This window comes from Frigoribacterium salinisoli, assembly GCF_054781095.1.
On the sequence record NZ_BAAGVB010000005.1, the window covers coordinates 124,497 to 141,562 of the forward strand.

A 17,066-nucleotide genomic window follows, 5' to 3' on the forward strand; every position below is an offset into this window, starting at 1 on the left:
GAAGCGGGCGGGTGCGTCGTCGACGGGCGTGCGGGAACGCCCGTCGTCGACGGACCCGCCCGTCTGCAGCATCGCGCCACTTCTTGCACTCTGAGCCCCAGGGTGCAATCATGCTCCGTGGGCCACCCGGCCCCCGGCGACGTCGCCGACCGCGACGACCGACCGGAGGACCATGACCGAGACCCCGCGACCACCGCTCGGCGCGGTGCGGCTGCGCACCGTCCGGCTGCGCCACGACCTCACCGCCGAGGCGCGACGTCGCACCGCCGAGGTCGGCCTCTCGGGCTTCACGATCGACGAGCTCTGCACGGCCGTCGGCGTCTCGCGCCGCACGTTCTTCAACCACTTCGCCACGAAGGACGACGTCGTCGTCGGCCGCGCCGTCGACGACGACGACGCGGTGCTCGACGCCTGGGCCGCCGCACGACCGCCCGCCGGGGCACCTCCCCTGTCGACGGCGCTGCAGGACCTCGCCGACCTGGCGGTGGACCACCTGGCCCAGATCGGCCTCACGCGCTCGCAGGCCGTCGACTTCCGGGCCGCGCTCGACCGCGAGCCCCGCCTGCTCGGCGAGGTCATGCGCGCCGGCGAGGCGCAGCGGCACCGCTTCGTCGTCGCCCTGGCCCGCCGTGAGGGCCTCGACCCCGCCGATCCCCGCCTCGACACCGTCGTGACGCTCGGCGCCGCGCTCATCACGCGCGCCGTCGAGCAGTTCCTCGCCGACGAGCCGCCGCCCACCGACGCGAGCGACCCCGCCGACACGGGCGACCCCGCCGGCGCGACCGACCCGACCCGGGCGACCGGCGCCGCGGACCCGACCCGGGCCTCCGGCGCTCCCGACCCGACCTTCGCCGCGATCCTCGCCCGGCACCTCGCCGTGGTCCCCCAGCTCTCCTCCCCCGCACCCCGCACGGACCGACCGGAAGGCGCCGACCAGCAGCCATGAGCACCGCCACCACACCCGCCACGAAGGACGGCACGCCCTTCCTCCTCACCCAGCGGCGCATCTGGATCATCTTCTCCGCGCTCATCGCGGGCATGCTCCTGTCGAGCCTCGACCAGACCATCGTCTCGACCGCCATGCCGACGATCGTCGGCGACCTCGGCGGCGTCGAGCACCAGGCCTGGATCACGACCGCGTACATCCTCGCGACGACCCTCGTCATGCCCGTCTACGGCAAGTTCGGCGACGTGCTCGGCCGCCGCAGCCTGTTCCTCGTCGCGATCGCGATCTTCACCCTCGCCAGCGTCGGGTGCGCCTTCGCGGGCGACTTCTGGGCGTTCGTCGTCTTCCGCGCGCTGCAGGGCCTCGGCGGCGGCGGGCTCATGATCCTGTCGCAGGCGATCATCGCCGACATCGTGCCGGCCAGCGAGCGCGGCAAGTACCTCGGTCCCCTCGGTGCCGTGTTCGGCCTCTCGGCCATCGGCGGCCCCCTGCTCGGCGGCTTCTTCGTGGACCACCTCACCTGGCGCTGGGCCTTCTACATCAACATCCCCGTCGGCATCGCCGCCTTCGCGATCGCCTGGCTCGCCCTCACCCTCCCGAGCAAGCGCGCCACGAAGCGGATCGACGTGCTGGGCGTGCTCACGCTCTCGATCGCCACGACCTGCCTCGTGTTCTTCACCGAGTTCGGCGGCAACGCCGACCACGGCTGGAGCGCCCCCGAGACCTGGGCGTGGGGTGCCGGGCTGCTCGTCGCGGCCTCCGCCTTCGTGCTGGCGGAATCGCGCGCCGACGACCCGATCATCCCGCTGTCGCTCTTCCGCAACCGCGTGTTCCTCACCGCCACCGGGATCGGCTTCGTGCTCGGCGTCGGCATGTTCGCCGCGATCGCGTTCGTGCCCACGTTCCTGCAGATGGCGAGCGGGACCTCGGCGGCCGTGTCGGGCCTCCTGCTGCTGCCCATGATGGTCGGGCTGATCGGCTCGTCGGTCCTGTCGGGCCTGCTCATCACCAGGACGGGCCGGTACCGCGCGTTCCCGATCGTCGGCACGCTGCTCGTCGGCGTCGCCATGCTCTGCATGACGACCCTCGCCGCCGACACCCCGCTCTGGCTCATCTGCGCCTACCTGTTCGTCTTCGGCGCGGGGCTCGGCCTCATCATGCAGGTCGTGGTGCTCGTCGCGCAGAACGCGGTCCCCGCCGAGAACGTCGGCACGGCGACCAGCACGAACAACTACTTCCGCGAGGTCGGGGCCGCGATCGGCGTCGCCGTCTTCGGGGCCCTCTTCACGAGCCGCCTCAGCGAGAACCTGCGGAGCGCGTTCACGCAGTCCGGTGCGAGCCCCGCCGACGCCGACGCCGCCACGTCGACCCTCGACCCGTCGACGCTGGCCCAGCTGCCCGACGCCGTGCGCGACCTCATCGTCACCGCCTACGCCGACGCCCTCGCGCCCGTGTTCTGGTACCTCGTGCCGTTCATCGCGGTCGCGTTCGTGCTCTCGCTGTTCCTGCCGCAGATCACGCTGAGCGACACCGCCGGCATGGTGCAGCGCGGCGAGGCCCTGTCGGGCGACGAGGCCGAGGCGCTCGAGCGCGAGCAGCGCGGTGCCCGCACCGCACGACGCGGAGCCCGGCCGGAGGCGGAGGCCGCCACCGCGGGCGCCGTCGCCACCGGCGCGCCCGTGGCCCCGCTGGCCGGGACCGACGCCGCCGACGGGGACACGGAGGCGGACGCAGACGGGGACCACCGGGCCTGACCCGAGCCTCCTGCGCCCGGGCCTCCTGGGCCGGGCTGCTGCGCTCGGGCTCTTGCCCTCGGGCTGCTGCGCTCGGGCTGCTGCGCCCGGGCTGCTGCGCCCGGGCTGCTGCGCCCGGGCTGCTGCGCCCGGGCGCGCGCTCCGTGACGTCACGATGTGACCCGAACTGCGGCCTCCCAGACCCGGGAGCAGCAGTTCGGGTCACATCGTTCGTCAGTAGGAGGCCCTGGCTGAGCGGGGCCGCGTCGAGCCGAGCCGGGCCGGGCCGCGCCGCGCGAGCACGAGCACGAGCACGAGCACGAGCGACCATCGAGGTGACCCGAACTGCGGCCTCCTGCACCCGGGAGCAGCAGTTCGGGTCACCTCGTTCGCCGACAGGAGGCCCGGGCCGGGTCGAGCCGGGCCGGGCCGGGCCGCACGAGCACGAGCACGAGCACGAGCACGAGCACGAGTACGAGCACGAGCGCGAGCACGAGCGCGAGCGCGAGCGACCATCGAGGTGACCCGAACTGCGGCCTCCTGCACCCGGGAGCAGCAGTTCGGGTCACTTCGTTCGCGGGCAGGAGGCTCGGGGGCGCCCGGCTGGGGACCGGCCCAGCGGGGTCACTCGCCGGGCCAGCGCGGGAAGGGGTCGGCGCCCGTGCGCCACGCCTCGGGCCCCGCGAGCAGTTCGGCGGGGGTGAGCAGGCAGGAGGCGAGCACCTCCTCGAGCACGTCGACGCGGAGGTCGGTGCCGTAGAACACGAGCTCCTGCCCGAGGGGAGCATCGGCCTCGAACGCGCGCAGCACGCTCGGGTCGAGGCTGAGCAGCGCCCCCACGCTCGACCAGCCGCCGATGCGGTCGGGCCGCGTCGCGAGGTGCACGAAGCCCTTCGAGCGCAGGACCCGACCGACCCGCTCGGGCACCAGGTCGACGTCGACCGCCAGGGCCAGCCGCTCGGTGTGGAACGGGCGCGGGTCGCGGAAGGTCCACGTCCGCACCGTCGCCCCGACGAGCGGCAGGCCCCCGGCGCCGGAGAGCTCGCGCATCCACCCGGCCGCCGAGGCGAGCCCCGGCACGTCGCCCCGCTCGGGCAGGGACGCCCCGCTGAGCACGACGCCCGCGTCGAGGACGAGCGCGCACGGGGCGAGCCGGTGCACGAGCTCGACGACCAGGTCGCGCTCGTCGGAGGGCAGCCCGGCGAGGCCCGTCAGCACGACGACCGTCGCGTGCTCGACGAGGTCCGCGACGCGCTCGGCCTCGAGGAACGAGTCGTCGCGACGCCCGAGCACCAGGTCGGCGAGCTCCGCCGCGCGCACGACCGAGACGACGTGCCGGAGGCCCGCCGTGCGCTGGGTCGCGTGCTCGACGGCGCGCCCGGGATCGTGCTCGGCGACGACGTCCTCGAGCAGGCGCCCGGTGAGCAGGGCCACGCTGCGCGCGTCGGCGGTGACCGGGACCTCGACGACGACCCCGCGCCTCCTGCCCTCGTCGAGGAGGGACGCGACGTGCTCGGCCACGGCGTCGGCGACGAGGTGGGCGTCGACCCGGGCGCGACGGCGCGGGTCGAGGCGACGGGCGTCGACCACGGCCTCGCCGCCCTCGACGAGCTCGAGCTGGCCGGAGTGCAGGAGGTCGGCGCGAGGCCCGCGGACGGCGGCCGCCACGGCGGAGACGTCGACGGCGTGCGCACCGGCGACGAGCGTGACGGCGACGCCGTCGGCCTGCGGGAGGGACATCGGGGCGGGGGACGACGAGGACATGCCCCGACTCTAAGTGATAATGGTTCTCATGTGCACGTCGGAACGGCCGGCGGCACGACAGGAGGCACCGTGAAGGTCCGCAACTCGCTCAAGGCCCTGAAGAAGATCCCGGGCGCCCAGATCGTGCGCCGTCGGGGCCGCACGTTCGTCATCAACAAGCGCGACCCGCGCTTCAAGGCCCGCCAGGGCTGAGCTCGCCGCGGCCGAGCGCTGTGCCGCCCCGATCGGGCCACTCGGCAGCCCCGTTGCCCCGATGGGGGCGACTCGGCAGCCCCGTTGCCCCGATGCGGGCAACTCGGCCGGGCGGCTGGGCGGGCTGGGCGGCTGGGCGGCCGGGCGACCCGGGCGGTCGCGTCAGCGGGTGAGGCGGCGCACGGCCTCGCGCACGAGCTCCCGCCGGTGCGCGACGGGCGGCAGCACGGGCCCGGCACCACCGTCCGCCCCCTCCCCGCCACCGGGCAGGTGCGCCCACGCGGTGGCCAGGGCGAGGACGAGGGCGAAGACGTCGTCGACGTTCCACGCGCCTCCTGCCGGGGCGGCGCCGAGCTCGTCGAGGCGCTGCAGGACCGCGCGACGCGTGTCGCCCAGGACGGGCGCCGAGGCCGCCCAGTCGTACTGCTCCTCGAGGCGGGCCCAGTCGAGCAGGCGCTGGTTCTCGGGGTGCTCGACGAAGTGGTCGAACAGTGCGACGGCGAAGTCCTCCGCGGTGTCGGCGCGCACGGACGCGGCGGCCTCGCCGAGGGACGCGAAGGAGGCGTCGAGCACGGCCCCGAAGAGCGCCGTCTTGTCGCCGACGTGGGCGTAGAGCCGCTCCTTGCTGCAGCCGGCGGCGGCGGCGATGCGGTCGACGCGGGCTCCGGCGAGGCCGTGGCGGGAGAACTCGCCGGTCGCTGCGTCGAGGATGTGCCGGCGGGTCGCCCCTGCGTCGTGGACCATGCGCCGACGATAGCGCACTCGACTACCAACCGGTTGGTTGGTAGAGTGCACCGGTGACCTCAACGCTCTCCTCCGCCCCCGCCTCCACCACGGCGTCCTCCCGCCGCTGGTGGACGCTCCTCATCGTCGCCCTCGCGCAGCTCGTCGTCGTCCTCGACGGCACCATCGTCAACATCGCCCTGCCCCAGGCGCAGGAGGAGCTCGGCCTCTCCGACGGGGGCCGCCAGTGGGTCGTCACGGCCTACGCGCTCGCCTTCGGCGCCCTCCTGCTGCTCGGCGGTCGCATCGCCGACTTCTGGGGCCGCAAGCGCACCTTCATCGTCGGCATGATCGGCTTCGGCGCCGCCTCGGCCTTCGGCGGCCTCGTCGCCACGGGCGAGCTGCTCGTCGTCGCGCGCGCCCTGCAGGGCGCCTTCGCGGCCCTGCTCGCCCCGGCCGCCCTCGCGGTCCTCACGACGACCTTCACGCACGGCCGCGAGCGCAACACCGCGTTCGCCGTCTTCGGCGCCGTCTCGGGCGCGGGCGCCGCGGTCGGCCTCGTCCTCGGCGGCGTGCTCACCGAGTTCGCCTCGTGGCGCTGGTGCCTGCTCGTCAACGTGCCGATCGTGCTCGTGGCGATCGTCGCCGCCTGGTTCGTCGTGAAGGAGAGCAAGGCCGAGGGCGACACGCGCCTCGACCTCGTCGGCACCGTCGTCGTCGCGCTCGGCCTCGCCTCGCTCGTCTACGGCTTCACCCAGGCGGAGGAGGGCTGGGGCGACCCCGTCGTCCTCGGCTTCATCGCCCTCGGCGCGGGCCTGCTGGCCCTCTTCGTGCTCGTCGAGCACCGCAGCGACCACCCGCTGCTGCCGCTGAGCGTGCTCGCGCACCGCGTCCGCGGAGGGGCGTTCCTCGTGCAGCTGCTCGTGGGCAGCGTCATGATCGGCGCCCTGCTCTACCTGACCTTCCACCTGCAGATCGTGCTCGGCTTCGGGCCGCTCGAGGCCGGCCTCGCGTCGCTGCCGATGACCGCCGTCATCATGGTCGCCGCCCCGTTGCTCACGAAGGCGCTGCCCGCGATCGGCCCGCGCCCGCTCATGATCGCCGGGCCCGTCGTCGCCGCGATCGGCCTGTTCTGGCTCTCGGCGATCACGCCCGACGGTGCCTACGCCGTCGAGGTGCTGCCCCCGCTGATCGTGCTCGGCCTCGGCCTCGCCGGCATCTTCGTGCCCGTCCAGAACCTCGCCCTCGCGGGCGTCGCGCCGCACGAGTCGGGGGCGGCGAGCGCGACCTCGCAGGCGATGATGCAGATCGGCGGCTCGGTCGGGCTCGCGGTCTTCACCAACCTCTACGCCTCGGCCGAGGCGTCCAGCAGCGCGGCGGGCCTCGGCGCGCTCGTCGACGGCTACTCGGCGGCGTTCATCGGCGCGGGGGTGGCCGTGCTGCTGGCCGCACCGATCAGCGCGCTGATGATCCGGGGGCGCAAGGAGGACCTCCTGCCCTCCGGTCCCGCCGTCCACCTCGGCTGACCGGCACGCCTCCCCACGCACGACGCCCGGGGCAGATCCGACGATCGGCACCGGGCGTCGGTGCGTGCGGCGGTGGCACCGGGAGGGCAGGAGGCGCGACCCGCCCCGTCGTGCGGCGCACCCGGGCCGCGCCCCGGCCCGGTCCGACCTCAGCGGCGGCGCGAGGCGACGAGCAGCACGGTGAGCACGGCGACGAGGCCGCCACCGACGAGGGCGACGGTGCGGGTGCGACGCTCGGCCTGCCTCCTGAGCTGGTCGGAGGCCTCGAGGGCCGCGATGCCCGCGGTCTCGGCGAGGTCGCGACCGGTGTCGGCGGCCGCGTGGACGACGTCCTCGGCACGGTCGGCGGCGACGTGGACGACCGTCTCGGCCCGGTCGGCGACGGCGTGGACGGCGGTCTCGGCCCGGTCGGTCAGGTCGCGCAGCAGGCCCTTGCCCTCGGCGGGGATCCCGTCGGCACGGTCGATGGCGTCGCGGACCCTCTTCGCCGCCTGGGCGAGGGGATCGGGTCGGGGGTCGGTCACGGGGTCTCCTGTCGGTACGGCCCGGAGGGCCAGGGCCACGACGGTACTCCCGGCGCCCCGACCCGCGCGCGACGACGCCCGGCCGGTCCGAGCGGACCGACCGGGCGTCGTCGTGGTGGTGCGGGGGCGCTACTTGATGGCGGCGCGCAGCTCGGCGGCGGCGGCCGCGACGTCGTCGGCACCGTAGATCGCGGCACCGGCGACGGCGACGCGGGCACCGGCCTCCTGCACCGAGGCGATGGTGTCGACCTTCACGCCGCCGGCGACGGAGAAGGCCACGCCGGACTTCGTGCCCTCGTCGAGGAGCGTGGAGAACGTGAAGCCCTCCTCGGCCTGCTCGTCGAGGCCCGCGTGCATCTCGACGAACTCGGCGCCGAGCGCGACGACCTCGGCCGCGCGGGCGGCCTTGTCGGGCGAGCCGATGAGGTCGACGACGATGCCCTTGCCCTGCTCCTTCGCGGCCTTGACGGCGCCCGCGATGGTGCTGTCGCCGGCGACGCCGAGCACGGTGACGAGGTCGGCACCGGCCTTGAAGGCCTCGCCCGCCTCGAGCTCGCCGGCGTCCATGGTCTTGAGGTCGGCGAAGACGATCTTGTCGGGGTGGGCCTGCTTGATCGCGGTGATCGCGCGGAAGCCCTCGGCCTTGATGAGCGGGGTGCCGAGCTCGATGATGTCGACGCTGGGCGCCGCGGCGGCGGCCAGCTCGAGGGCGGCGTCGGTGGTCAGGGTGTCCATGGCGAACTGCAGCTGCATGAGGGTTCCTTCTGTCGGTGGGTGGGTCAGGAGTCGCGGACCGGCCGGTCGGCCGTCCCGCGGGGACGAGGGGGTCGGGTGGCGCCCCGGCGGGTCACTCGACGTTGGCGTGGCGCGGCCACAGCTCGTCGGCGGTGGCCCCGGAGCGGTGCCAGAGCGCGTCGAACAGGGCGTCGCCGAGCAGGACCACGGCCTGCTCGAACAGGCTGCCCGCGTACTGGGCGCTGGCCTGGCCGGAGCGGTCCTGCTTGCCGGCGGCGGGCACGACGACGACGACCTCGGCCAGGTCGGCGAGCGGCGACCCGGCGTCGGTGGTGAGCGCGGCGACGCGCGCGCCGACGTCGCGGGCGGTCTCGGCGGCGCGGACGATGCCGCCCGTGGTGCCGGAGCCGCTCGCGGTGAGCAGCAGGTCGCCCTCGGCGAGCGCGGGGCTCGTGACCTCGCCGACGACGTGGACGGTGAAGCCGAGGTGCATGAGCCGCATGGCGGTCATCTGGAGGGCGAGCCCGCTGCGGCCGGTGCCGTGCACGAAGACGCGGGGCGCTCCCCCGACGGCGGCGGCGAGCGCGTCGAGCGCGTCGCCCTGGTCGTCGGCGACGCGCTCGACGACGCCGGCGAGCTCCGCCGCGACGGCGGTGAGGGAGTCGACGGGCGACGCGTCGGGCCGGGCCGTGTCAGGTGTCGTCATGCTCCCCAGCCTGCTCCTGCGCGCCTGGGCGGGTCGCCGCCCGTGCGACCGGTCGCACCTGCCCGTTCGGGCAGGTGGCGGGGTGGTCGGAGGGCAGGCGGTCGGTGGTCGTAGGATCGCGTCCGGGGACCCGTGCCGTCGGCACCGGCCCGTCACGACGAGAGCGACGAGAGCGAGGGGCCGTGCGCGGAGGACTGCGTGCCCGGGTCGCCGCGTTCGCGAGGCCCGCCCAGGTCGTCGCCACCGCGTTCGCGATCGGCGTGCTCGTCGGGACGGCCCTGCTGTCGCTGCCGTTCGCCACGGCCACCGGGCAGCGCGCGTCGCTGATGGAGGCCCTCTTCACGGCGACGAGCGCGCTCTGCGTCACGGGGCACGTCATCGTCGACACCCCGACCTTCTGGTCGCCGTTCGGGCAGGTGGTGATCCTCCTGCTCATCCAGGTCGGCGGCTTCGGGGTCATGTCGGCGGCGACCCTGCTCGGCCTGCTCGTCGCCCGGCGCCTGGGCCTGCGCACCCGGTTGACCGCCGTGAGCGAGTCGCACACGGTCGCGGTGGGCGACGTGCGTCGCGTGCTGCGGGGCGTCGCGCTCATCACGCTCGTCGTGCAGGCCGTCGTGGCCGTGCTGCTCGCGGCCCGGTGGGTCCTCGCCTACGACGTCGGCCTCGGCCGCGGCGTCTGGCTCGGCGTCTTCCACGCCGTCTCCGCCTTCAACAACGCCGGCTTCGCCCTGTTCAGCGACAGCCTCGTCTCGTACGCCACCGACCCCTGGATCTGCCTGCCGATCTGCGGTGCGATCATCCTGGGCGGGCTGGGGTTCCCCGTGATCATGGAGCTCCGCCGACGCGTCCGCTGGCCGCGGTCGTGGACCCTCAACACCGTCACGGTGGTCGTGGCGACGCTCGTGCTGCTCGTCGTCGGCACCGTCGTGCTCACCGTGCTCGAGTGGTCGAACCCGGCGACGCTCGGCGCCCTCGCCCCGCGCGACCGCCTCCTGGCCGGGTTCACGGCCGCGGTCATGCCGCGCACGGCAGGGTTCAACAACATCGACATCGGCGGCATGCACCCGGCGTCGTGGCTGGTGACCGACGTCCTCATGTTCATCGGCGGCGGTCCGGCGGGCACCGCGGGCGGGCTCAAGGTCACGACCTTCGCGGTGCTGTTCTTCATCGTCGTCGCCGAGCTGCGCGGCGACACGGCGGTCAACATGTTCCGTCGTCGCCTGCCGCGCTCGACGCACCGCGAGGCCCTCACGGTGGCCCTGCTGTCGGTCGCCCTCGTCGTCGGCTCGAGCCTGGCGATCATGCTCATGACCGGGCTCGGCCTCGACCGGGTCCTCTTCGAGGTGATCAGCGCGTTCGCCACGGTGGGGCTCTCGACGGGGATCACGGCGTCGTTGCCGCCCGCCGCGCAGGGCATCCTGGTGGCGCTGATGTTCATCGGGCGGCTGGGCCCGGTGGCCCTGGGGTCGACGCTGGCGCTGACCCGACCGTCCCGGCACTACGAACTCCCGAAGGAGCGTCCGATCATTGGTTAGCAACCCGTTCTCCCAGCGCCACCGCTCCGGCGGCGACGCCCGCTCGGTCGTCGTCGTCGGCCTGGGCCGCTTCGGCGGCTCGCTCGCGGCCGAGCTCGCCCGCTCGGGCACCGAGGTCCTCGGCGTCGACGCCGACGAGGACATCGTGCAGACCTTCAACGGCGTGCTCACCCACGTCGTGCGCGCCGACAGCACCCGGCAGGAGGCGCTCGACCAGCTCGGCATCAGCGACTTCGACCGCGTCGTCATCGGGATCGGCACCGACATCCAGGCGAGCATCCTCACCGCGTCGCTGCTGCGGCGGATGGGCGTGCCCTCGATCTGGGCGAAGGCGATCAACCCGCAGCACGGGCTGATCCTCGAGCAGCTCGGCATCGACCACGTCGTGTACCCGGAGGCCGACATGGGGCGCCGCGTCGCGCACCTCGTGCGCGGCTCGATGCTCGACTACGTCGAGTTCGACGACGACCTGGTCGTCGCGAAGACGATCGTGCCGGCGGAGTTCGTCGGCAAGCGCCTCGAGGACACGGCGCCGCGGCGTCGCTTCGGCGTGACGGTCGTGAAGATCAAGTCGCAGGACGGCGCCTGGGTCCCGGCCGGGGCCGACACCGTGCCCCGGGCGGGCGACACCGTGATCGTCATGGGCCCTGTCCGCCGCACCGAGGAGTTCTGCGCGGCCCGCTGACCCGCCCGGCGCGGGCCGCCCGCCGGGCCCGGCCCGCGCCTCCTGCCCCGCCCGCCCCGCAGGGGGCGCGGTTAGGGTGACCGGGTGCCCGACCCGACCCGCTCCCTCGCCGTGGAGCACGCGCGCGACGTCGCCGACCTCCTCGACCGCCACGCGGTGACGCTCGAGTCGCTGCTGGCCGTGCTGCGCTCCGGCCGGCTCGACGACCGCGGGGCGCGTGCCGAGGCGATCGACGTGGCGGCGTCGGCGCTCGTCGAGCTCCGCACGCGCACCGACAGGAGGCGCGACGAGCTCCTCGAGCCCGTGGTCGGGGCCTTCGCGCGGCTCCGCAGCGACCTGCGACCGCTCGTGCGCTTCGGCGACCTCGACGTGCAGTTCGTCGAGCCGCCCGCGACGGGTCGCGCCCTGCCCGGCGAGGTCGCGCACGCCGCCCGGGCCGTGGTGCGGAACGCCGTGCTCGGCATCGTGGACGCGGGCGACGCCCGTCGCGTGCGGATCCAGTGGGACTGCGACGGCCGCAACCTGCTCATCGGCATCCGTGACGACGGTCGGGGCGAGGTCACCGTGCACGACGACGCCCTGCGCCCGATCGCCGAGCACGTGTCGGCCCTGCACGGCACGCTGGGCGCCTCGTCGACGCCGGGCTGGGGCTCGGACGTGACGATCACGCTGCCGCTCGACCCGCCGCCCGTGCCCGAGGGGTGGGCCGAGACCGCGTCGCTCAGCGAGCGCGAGCGCGAGGTGCTCCGGCTCGTCGCCTCGGGGGCGCGCAACCGCGACGTCGCCGCGGATCTGGGGATCAGCGAGCACACCGTGAAGTTCCACGTCTCGAACCTGCTGCGCAAGCTGGGGGCGCGCACGCGGTCCGAGCTCGCCGCACTGGCCGCCGCCACGGGCGGATGAGGCGCCCCTGGGAGCCTCCTGTGCGTTCGGGCCGGCAGCCCGGGAGCGGCTCGCCCCGGGCCGTCCGCACCCGAGACTGGTGATGTGCGACATTCCACCTGCCCGGTCGCCGCTCCCCCGGGCGCCTCGACCCCTCCCCTCGCCGCCACGGTGCTCGTCACGTCGCTCCTCCTCGGCCTCGCGGCGGTCGGCGTGGCTCGGCACGAGGCCTGGCACGGGGTCGCCCTGCTGCACGAGATCGTGCGCGTGCTGCTGGCCGTCGCCGTCGTCGCGACCGCCGTCCCCCTGATCGGCCCCCTCCGCACGGCCGTCCTCGCGGTCCTCTCCGCCGGCGCGGCGGCCGCCGTCGTCGCCCCCGCGCTGCAGGGGCTGCTCCTGCTGCCCGGGCACGGGGAGGTCCTCGCGTCGTCCGCGGCTGCGGACTCGCTGTGGGCGCCCCTCGCCGGACCCGTGGCGGCGCTCTCCGTCGCGGGCAGGAGGCTCGCCCCGCCCTGGGACCGCGCCCTCCCGCTGGTCGTCGTCACGTCCCTCTCCGCCGCCGTGCTCTTCCGCGGGCAGATGAGCGACGTGCTGGGCCTCGTCGCGGTGGGCACGGCCGCCGTGCTCGGACCCGTCGTCGCGCCGCGACCGCCGCGACCCCGGTGGCAGGACCTCGAGGCCGAGCGGGCCAGGACGACCGGGGCGGCCCTGCTCGGTGCGCTCGCCCTCGGCCTCGTGCTGGGGGCCCCCGACACCGCGGTCGGCGTGCTCGCCCCGGTCGCCCGGGCGGTGGCTCCCCTCGGCACGCCGGTCGCGGTGACGCTCCTCGTCGTCGCGACGGGAGGGGTGCTGCGCGGGCGGCGCTCGGGCCTCGGCCTGGCGGTCGTCGTGCTCGCGGGCCTCACGGCCGTCGCGGCCTGGCGGCTGTCCGTCGAACCGGTGCACGACGGCTGGATCACCTGGTCGGACGTGCCCCACGACCACCTCGGGTGGCGGCTCGGCCTCCTGCTGCTCTGGCTCGTGCCCCTCGGGGTCCTCGTCGCGCTCGTGCGGCAGCGTCGAGCGTTCGTCGGCTCGGGCGCGGCCCCTGCCCCCCGCTGCGAGCAGGACCGCCTCGTCGCCGCCATCGAGCGCGGCGACGCCGGCACCCTGGGCTGGATGGGCACCTGGGAGGGCACGAGCACGTGGTCCACGCCCGACGGCCAGGGCGTCGTCGCCTACCGGGCGTGCCACGGCACCGCCCTCACCGTCTCCGACCCCGCCTGCGCCCCGGAGGACGCCGCCGCGACGATCCTCGGCTTCGCGCGCGAGTGCTCGCGCCGGGCGCTGACGCCCGTGTTCTACAGCGTGCACGAGCACCACCGGCCCACGTTCGAGCGGCTCGGCTGGACCGTCGCCCAGATCGCGGAGGAGGCCGTGCTGCCCCTCGACGGCTTCACCCTGTCGGGCAGGCGGCGCGGCGACCTCAGGACGGCCGTGAACCGCGCCGCCCGCGACGGCGTCTCGGCGACCTGGGCCCGGTTCGCGGAGCTCGACCCGGAGCTCCGCGCGCAGCTCGTCGACCTCTCGCGGGACTGGGCGGCCCGGAAGGAGCTCCCCGAGATGGGCTTCACGCTCGGCGGGCTGCCGGAGATGGACGACCCGGCCGTGCGCCTCCTGCTCGCCGTCGACGGCGACGGCCGCCTGCACGGCGTGACCAGCTGGCTGCCCGTGCACCGGGACGGCCAGCTCGTCGGGCTCACCCTGGACGTGCTGCGCCGGGGCGGCGGCCGCCCCATGCCCGGCGTCATGGAGTTCCTCATCACCCGGGCCTGCCTCGACGCGGCGGACGAGGGCCTCGAGCTGCTGAGCCTCTCGGGGACGCCGCTCGCGCGGTCGACGGGTGCGTGCCCGGCGCCGGCCACGGGCCTCCGGCGCCTCGTCGACCGCGGCTGCGGCGCCCTCGGGCGCACCCTCGAGCCCGCCTACGGGTTCACGTCGCTGGCCCGGTTCAAGTCCAAGTTCCAGCCCGAGCACCGCCCCCTGCTCATGGCCTGCCCCTCCCCCGTCGACCTGCCCGTCGTGGGCCGCGCCCTCGTGCGGGCCTACGCGCCGACGCTGCGGTTCCGGCAGGTGCTGGCCCTGGCCGCCCTCGCGCGCCGGGCCGGGCAGGAGCAGCGCGCCGCCCGCCGGGCGCGGGCGAGCGCCACGCCCACGGACGGCCAGCCGGCGGCGGGCGGCGGCGACGGGCCGGCGGCGGGCGCTCAGGCCCAGCCCGCCGCGTCGAGCGCCGCGCGGGCGTCGCGCCGCGGCGAGTACGGCACGTCGACGCCGCGCACGACGCGGTAGTCGGTGTCGCCCGGCCCGACCCAGAGGATCGTGTCGCCCTCGCGGGCGGCGGCGACGGCGTGCCGCACCGCCGTGGCGGGGTCGGCGACCTCGAGCACGGTGCCGCCGGAGGCACTGGCACGGGCCCCGGCGAGCAGCCCGCGGCGGATCCGGGCCGGGTCCTCGAACCGCGGGTGGTGGTCGGTGACGACGACGAGGTCGGCCCCGTCGGCGGCGGCCCGCCCCATGAGCGGGCGCTTCGAGGGGTCGCGGTCGCCGTCGGCCCCGAGGACGACGATGACGCGGCCCGGCGTGACGGCGCGGAGCGCGGCGACGGTCTTCGCGACCGAGTCGGGCGTGTGCGAGAAGTCGGTGTAGACGCGGGGCCCGGCCCCGTCCGAGACGAGCAGGGAGCGACCGGGCACCGTCACGGGGAACCCGCCGTCGATCGCCCGGGCGAGGTCGTCGGACGCGTGCCCGCCCTCGAGGAGCATCACCATCGCGAGGGCGACGTCGGCCGCGAGGTGCCGTCCGACGAGCGGCACGCGCGTGGAGAGGCTCCGGCCGTCGCGGGCCGTGAGGGTGAGGGCGGTGCCGTCGGGGCTGAGCTCGTCGACGACCACGGTCCAGTCGGCGTCGGTGTGGTCGGCGTCGGTCCGGTCGGCCGCGGTCCGGTCGGCGGCGACCACGTCGGAGGCGTCGCGCGAGATGACCGTGGTGACGGGCACCGTGGCGCGCGCGGCGACGAGCCGACCGGCGGGCGAGTCGAGCAGCACGACGCCGCGCCGGGCGTGCTCCGGCGTGAACAGCCGCAGCTTGGCGGCGAGGTACTCGTCGAGGTCGGCGTACTCGTCGAGGTGGTCGTGGCTGAGGTTGGTGAAGCCCGCGACGTCGACCACGAGGCCGTCGACGCGGTGGCGGGAGAGCGCCTGGGCGCTGACCTCGAGCGCCGCCTCGCGGACGCCGTCCTCGACCATCCGCGCCAGCAGCGCGTGCAGCTCGGGCGCCTCGGGCGAGGTGAGCCGGCTGCGCACGACGACGCCGCCGCTGCTGCGGTCGGCGGTGGAGCTGTAGCCGCTCGGCACCCCGAGCCGCCCCAGCAGGGCGTCGAGCACGTGCACGGTGGTGGTCTTGCCGTTCGTGCCGGTGACGCCGTAGGTGAGGGGGCGCACCCGGTCGGTGCCGTGCACGCGCGCGGCGACGGGTCCGAGCACCGCGCGGACGTCGTCGACGACGAGCACGGGCAGGCAGGAGGCACGGGCCCGGTCCGCCCCGTCGGGGTCGGTGAGCACGGCCACGGCCCCGGCCTCGCGCGCTGCGACGACGTGGTCGGCACCGTGCCCGTGGCGCCCGGGCACGGCCGCGAAGAGCGCCCCGGGGACCACCTCGCGGTCGACCACCGAGACGCTCGTCACTCGCGGGCCTCCTGACGGGTCGCCCGTCGGGGGCAGGAGGCCCGCGACCGCGGCGAGGTCGGCCAGCGTCGCACCCGCCCCGTGACGTGGTCGCAGCAGCGTGAACTCCGGCATCCGTGCCCCTCCTGACGGCGCCGTCGGGCGGGCGCCACCGACGAGTCAACCCGCGACGGGCGGGACGGTCGTCCAGAATGCGCTGTCGTGTGCCCCGGACCCCGGTGCACGACCCTCCTGACCGTAGTGTCGGGCCTACCGGTCCTTCTCGCCGGCGTCCTCCCCCTTGATCCGCCACCCGCTCGCGGTGGTCCTGCGGAGGCGCCCCGACCGGTCGAGACGAGGCCTGCGACGCCTCCCCCTGGAGCCCACCATGCCCCCGAAGAACCCGACCCTCGAGTACACGTCGACCCTCACCGAGCCGCTCGACGTGCTCGCCCTCATCGCCGCACAGGACGCCGCGTGACGGTCGAGGACCTCACGACCCTGCAGCACGAGCTGCTCGTCCGCCACGTGCAGGCGGCGCTCGGCGTGACCCGCCGCCCCGCGACGCTGCCGCCGACCGCGCGCTGAGGCGGCGCCCCCGGACTGGGGGTCCCCCTTCCTGCCCACGGCGGGCGTCCCCCGTCTACCTTCGGGACCAGCCGAGCGGACCCGACCGCCGGTGAGGACCACGACGGTCCGGCGCCCCCGTGCACCCGAGCACGGGCGCTCGCCCCAAGGACGAGGAGAGACCGCCATGCCCAGCCACGCCTCCGCGCGACCGCGCCGCTCCCGCACCACCCCGCTCGCCCTCACGACGGGCCTCGTCGGCAGCACGCTGCTGGCGCTGAGCCTGACCGGCACGCTCTCCGGCTTCACCGCCAGCATCACGAACGACCCCGGCACGGCGGGCACGGGCACGCTGGCCATGGAGCAGCGGCTCGTGTCGTCGGACCGCAGCACCGCGGGGACCGTGGGGGCCACCTGCACCTCGGGGTCGTCCGCGGCCTGCACCAGCGTGGACCTGCTCGGCGGCGACCTCGGCATGACGCCGGGCGGCCCCTCGTCCACCGTGGCGATCGACATCGTCAACACCGGCACCACGCCCGCCGGCAGCTTCACGGTCGACCTCGGCGACTGCGTCACGACCCCCCAGCCGGGCCGCGCGACGTCGACGTCGACGGGCGAGCTCTGCGACCACGTCCTCGTCGCCGTGTCGACGGGCGGGCGCGCCGTCTTCGAGGGCAGGCTCACCGACGTGCAGAACCTCGCGGGGCTGCCCGTGGCGCCCCCGCCCGGACCGGGCGGGTCCGTGCGCATCGAGGTCGTCGTGCGGATCGACGGCGGCGCGGGGGACGACGTCCAGGGCCTGCAGGTGGCCATGCCGGTCACCTGGCGCTTCACGAGCTGACCGGCG

Annotated in this window: 16 protein-coding genes; 10 read left to right on the plus strand and 6 right to left on the minus strand. The window is 75.5% G+C overall.

The window, feature by feature from the left end; translation table 11 throughout:
* Positions 1-172 precede the first annotated feature (172 nt).
* The 3 genes from ACYVHQ_RS12165 to ACYVHQ_RS12175 all read left to right on the plus strand — a co-directional run bounded on the left by ACYVHQ_RS12165 (position 173) and on the right by ACYVHQ_RS12175 (position 3,203).
* Entirely contained in the window at positions 173-946 is a 774-nt protein-coding gene (locus tag ACYVHQ_RS12165) for a TetR/AcrR family transcriptional regulator (RefSeq protein ID WP_460513404.1), read from the plus strand.
* Entirely contained in the window at positions 943-2,700 is a 1,758-nt protein-coding gene (locus ACYVHQ_RS12170) for an MDR family MFS transporter (protein ID WP_460513406.1), read from the plus strand. Before ACYVHQ_RS12165 ends, ACYVHQ_RS12170 begins: the two co-directional genes overlap by 4 nt.
* A gap of 314 nt (positions 2,701-3,014) precedes the next feature.
* A complete protein-coding gene (locus ACYVHQ_RS12175) occupies positions 3,015-3,203 on the plus strand; it encodes a hypothetical protein (RefSeq protein ID WP_460513408.1) in 189 nt (62 codons plus the stop codon).
* 100 nt (positions 3,204-3,303) lie between these two features.
* Here ACYVHQ_RS12175 and ACYVHQ_RS12180 read toward each other — a convergent pair whose 3' ends face one another.
* Positions 3,304-4,443: a GTP-binding protein gene (locus ACYVHQ_RS12180; protein ID WP_460513410.1), complete on the minus strand. Its 1,140-nt coding sequence runs from the start codon at positions 4,441-4,443 to the stop codon at positions 3,304-3,306.
* A gap of 69 nt (positions 4,444-4,512) precedes the next feature.
* Between ACYVHQ_RS12180 and ykgO the strand changes: the two genes are divergently transcribed.
* Complete coding sequence (gene ykgO / locus ACYVHQ_RS12185) at positions 4,513-4,635, plus strand: type B 50S ribosomal protein L36 (protein ID WP_460513585.1); 123 nt, start codon at positions 4,513-4,515, stop codon at positions 4,633-4,635.
* A 162-nt stretch (positions 4,636-4,797) separates the two neighbouring features.
* Here ykgO and ACYVHQ_RS12190 read toward each other — a convergent pair whose 3' ends face one another.
* Complete coding sequence (locus ACYVHQ_RS12190; RefSeq protein ID WP_460513411.1) at positions 4,798-5,379, minus strand: TetR family transcriptional regulator; 582 nt, start codon at positions 5,377-5,379, stop codon at positions 4,798-4,800.
* Between the two features lie 53 nt (positions 5,380-5,432).
* On the opposite strand from ACYVHQ_RS12190, the gene ACYVHQ_RS12195 reads away from it, so the two are divergent.
* Complete coding sequence (locus tag ACYVHQ_RS12195; protein ID WP_460513413.1) at positions 5,433-6,884, plus strand: DHA2 family efflux MFS transporter permease subunit; 1,452 nt, start codon at positions 5,433-5,435, stop codon at positions 6,882-6,884.
* Positions 6,885-7,033: 149 nt separating this feature from the next.
* Here ACYVHQ_RS12195 and ACYVHQ_RS12200 read toward each other — a convergent pair whose 3' ends face one another.
* The 3 genes from ACYVHQ_RS12200 to hxlB all read right to left on the minus strand — a co-directional run bounded on the left by ACYVHQ_RS12200 (position 7,034) and on the right by hxlB (position 8,849).
* Positions 7,034-7,408 carry a hypothetical protein gene (locus ACYVHQ_RS12200; protein ID WP_460513415.1) on the minus strand — a complete coding sequence of 125 codons (375 nt, stop codon included), beginning with the start codon at positions 7,406-7,408 and terminating at the stop codon, positions 7,034-7,036.
* A 129-nt stretch (positions 7,409-7,537) separates the two neighbouring features.
* The gene (gene hxlA, locus ACYVHQ_RS12205; RefSeq protein WP_460513417.1) at positions 7,538-8,161 is read right to left on the minus strand and encodes a 3-hexulose-6-phosphate synthase; all 624 of its coding nucleotides are present in this window, start codon (positions 8,159-8,161) and stop codon (positions 7,538-7,540) included.
* Between the two features lie 94 nt (positions 8,162-8,255).
* On the minus strand, positions 8,256-8,849 hold the full coding sequence (gene hxlB, locus ACYVHQ_RS12210) for a 6-phospho-3-hexuloisomerase (protein WP_460513419.1): 594 nt from the start codon (positions 8,847-8,849) through the stop codon (positions 8,256-8,258).
* 182 nt (positions 8,850-9,031) lie between these two features.
* On the opposite strand from hxlB, the gene ACYVHQ_RS12215 reads away from it, so the two are divergent.
* The 4 genes from ACYVHQ_RS12215 to ACYVHQ_RS12230 all read left to right on the plus strand — a co-directional run bounded on the left by ACYVHQ_RS12215 (position 9,032) and on the right by ACYVHQ_RS12230 (position 14,279).
* The gene (locus tag ACYVHQ_RS12215; protein WP_460513421.1) at positions 9,032-10,384 is read left to right on the plus strand and encodes a TrkH family potassium uptake protein; all 1,353 of its coding nucleotides are present in this window, start codon (positions 9,032-9,034) and stop codon (positions 10,382-10,384) included.
* Positions 10,377-11,069, plus strand: coding sequence for a potassium channel family protein (locus ACYVHQ_RS12220; protein WP_460513423.1), 693 nt, complete (start codon positions 10,377-10,379; stop codon positions 11,067-11,069). The genes ACYVHQ_RS12215 and ACYVHQ_RS12220 overlap by 8 nt, the downstream gene beginning before the upstream one ends.
* Before the next feature lie 84 nt (positions 11,070-11,153).
* Positions 11,154-11,972 carry a LuxR C-terminal-related transcriptional regulator gene (locus tag ACYVHQ_RS12225; RefSeq protein WP_460513425.1) on the plus strand — a complete coding sequence of 273 codons (819 nt, stop codon included), beginning with the start codon at positions 11,154-11,156 and terminating at the stop codon, positions 11,970-11,972.
* Between the two features lie 84 nt (positions 11,973-12,056).
* Positions 12,057-14,279, plus strand: a complete 2,223-nt coding sequence (locus ACYVHQ_RS12230) for a bifunctional lysylphosphatidylglycerol flippase/synthetase MprF (protein ID WP_460513426.1) — start codon at positions 12,057-12,059, stop codon at positions 14,277-14,279.
* Here ACYVHQ_RS12230 and ACYVHQ_RS12235 read toward each other — a convergent pair.
* Positions 14,195-15,787 (minus strand): Mur ligase family protein, encoded by a 1,593-nt coding sequence (locus tag ACYVHQ_RS12235; protein ID WP_460513429.1) that lies wholly within the window; start codon positions 15,785-15,787, stop codon positions 14,195-14,197. The genes ACYVHQ_RS12230 and ACYVHQ_RS12235 overlap by 85 nt on opposite strands.
* Positions 15,788-16,406: 619 nt before the next feature.
* Between ACYVHQ_RS12235 and ACYVHQ_RS12240 the strand changes: the two genes are divergently transcribed.
* Positions 16,407-17,060 carry a hypothetical protein gene (locus tag ACYVHQ_RS12240; protein ID WP_460513431.1) on the plus strand — a complete coding sequence of 218 codons (654 nt, stop codon included), beginning with the start codon at positions 16,407-16,409 and terminating at the stop codon, positions 17,058-17,060.
* The last annotated feature ends 6 nt before the right edge of the window (positions 17,061-17,066 follow it).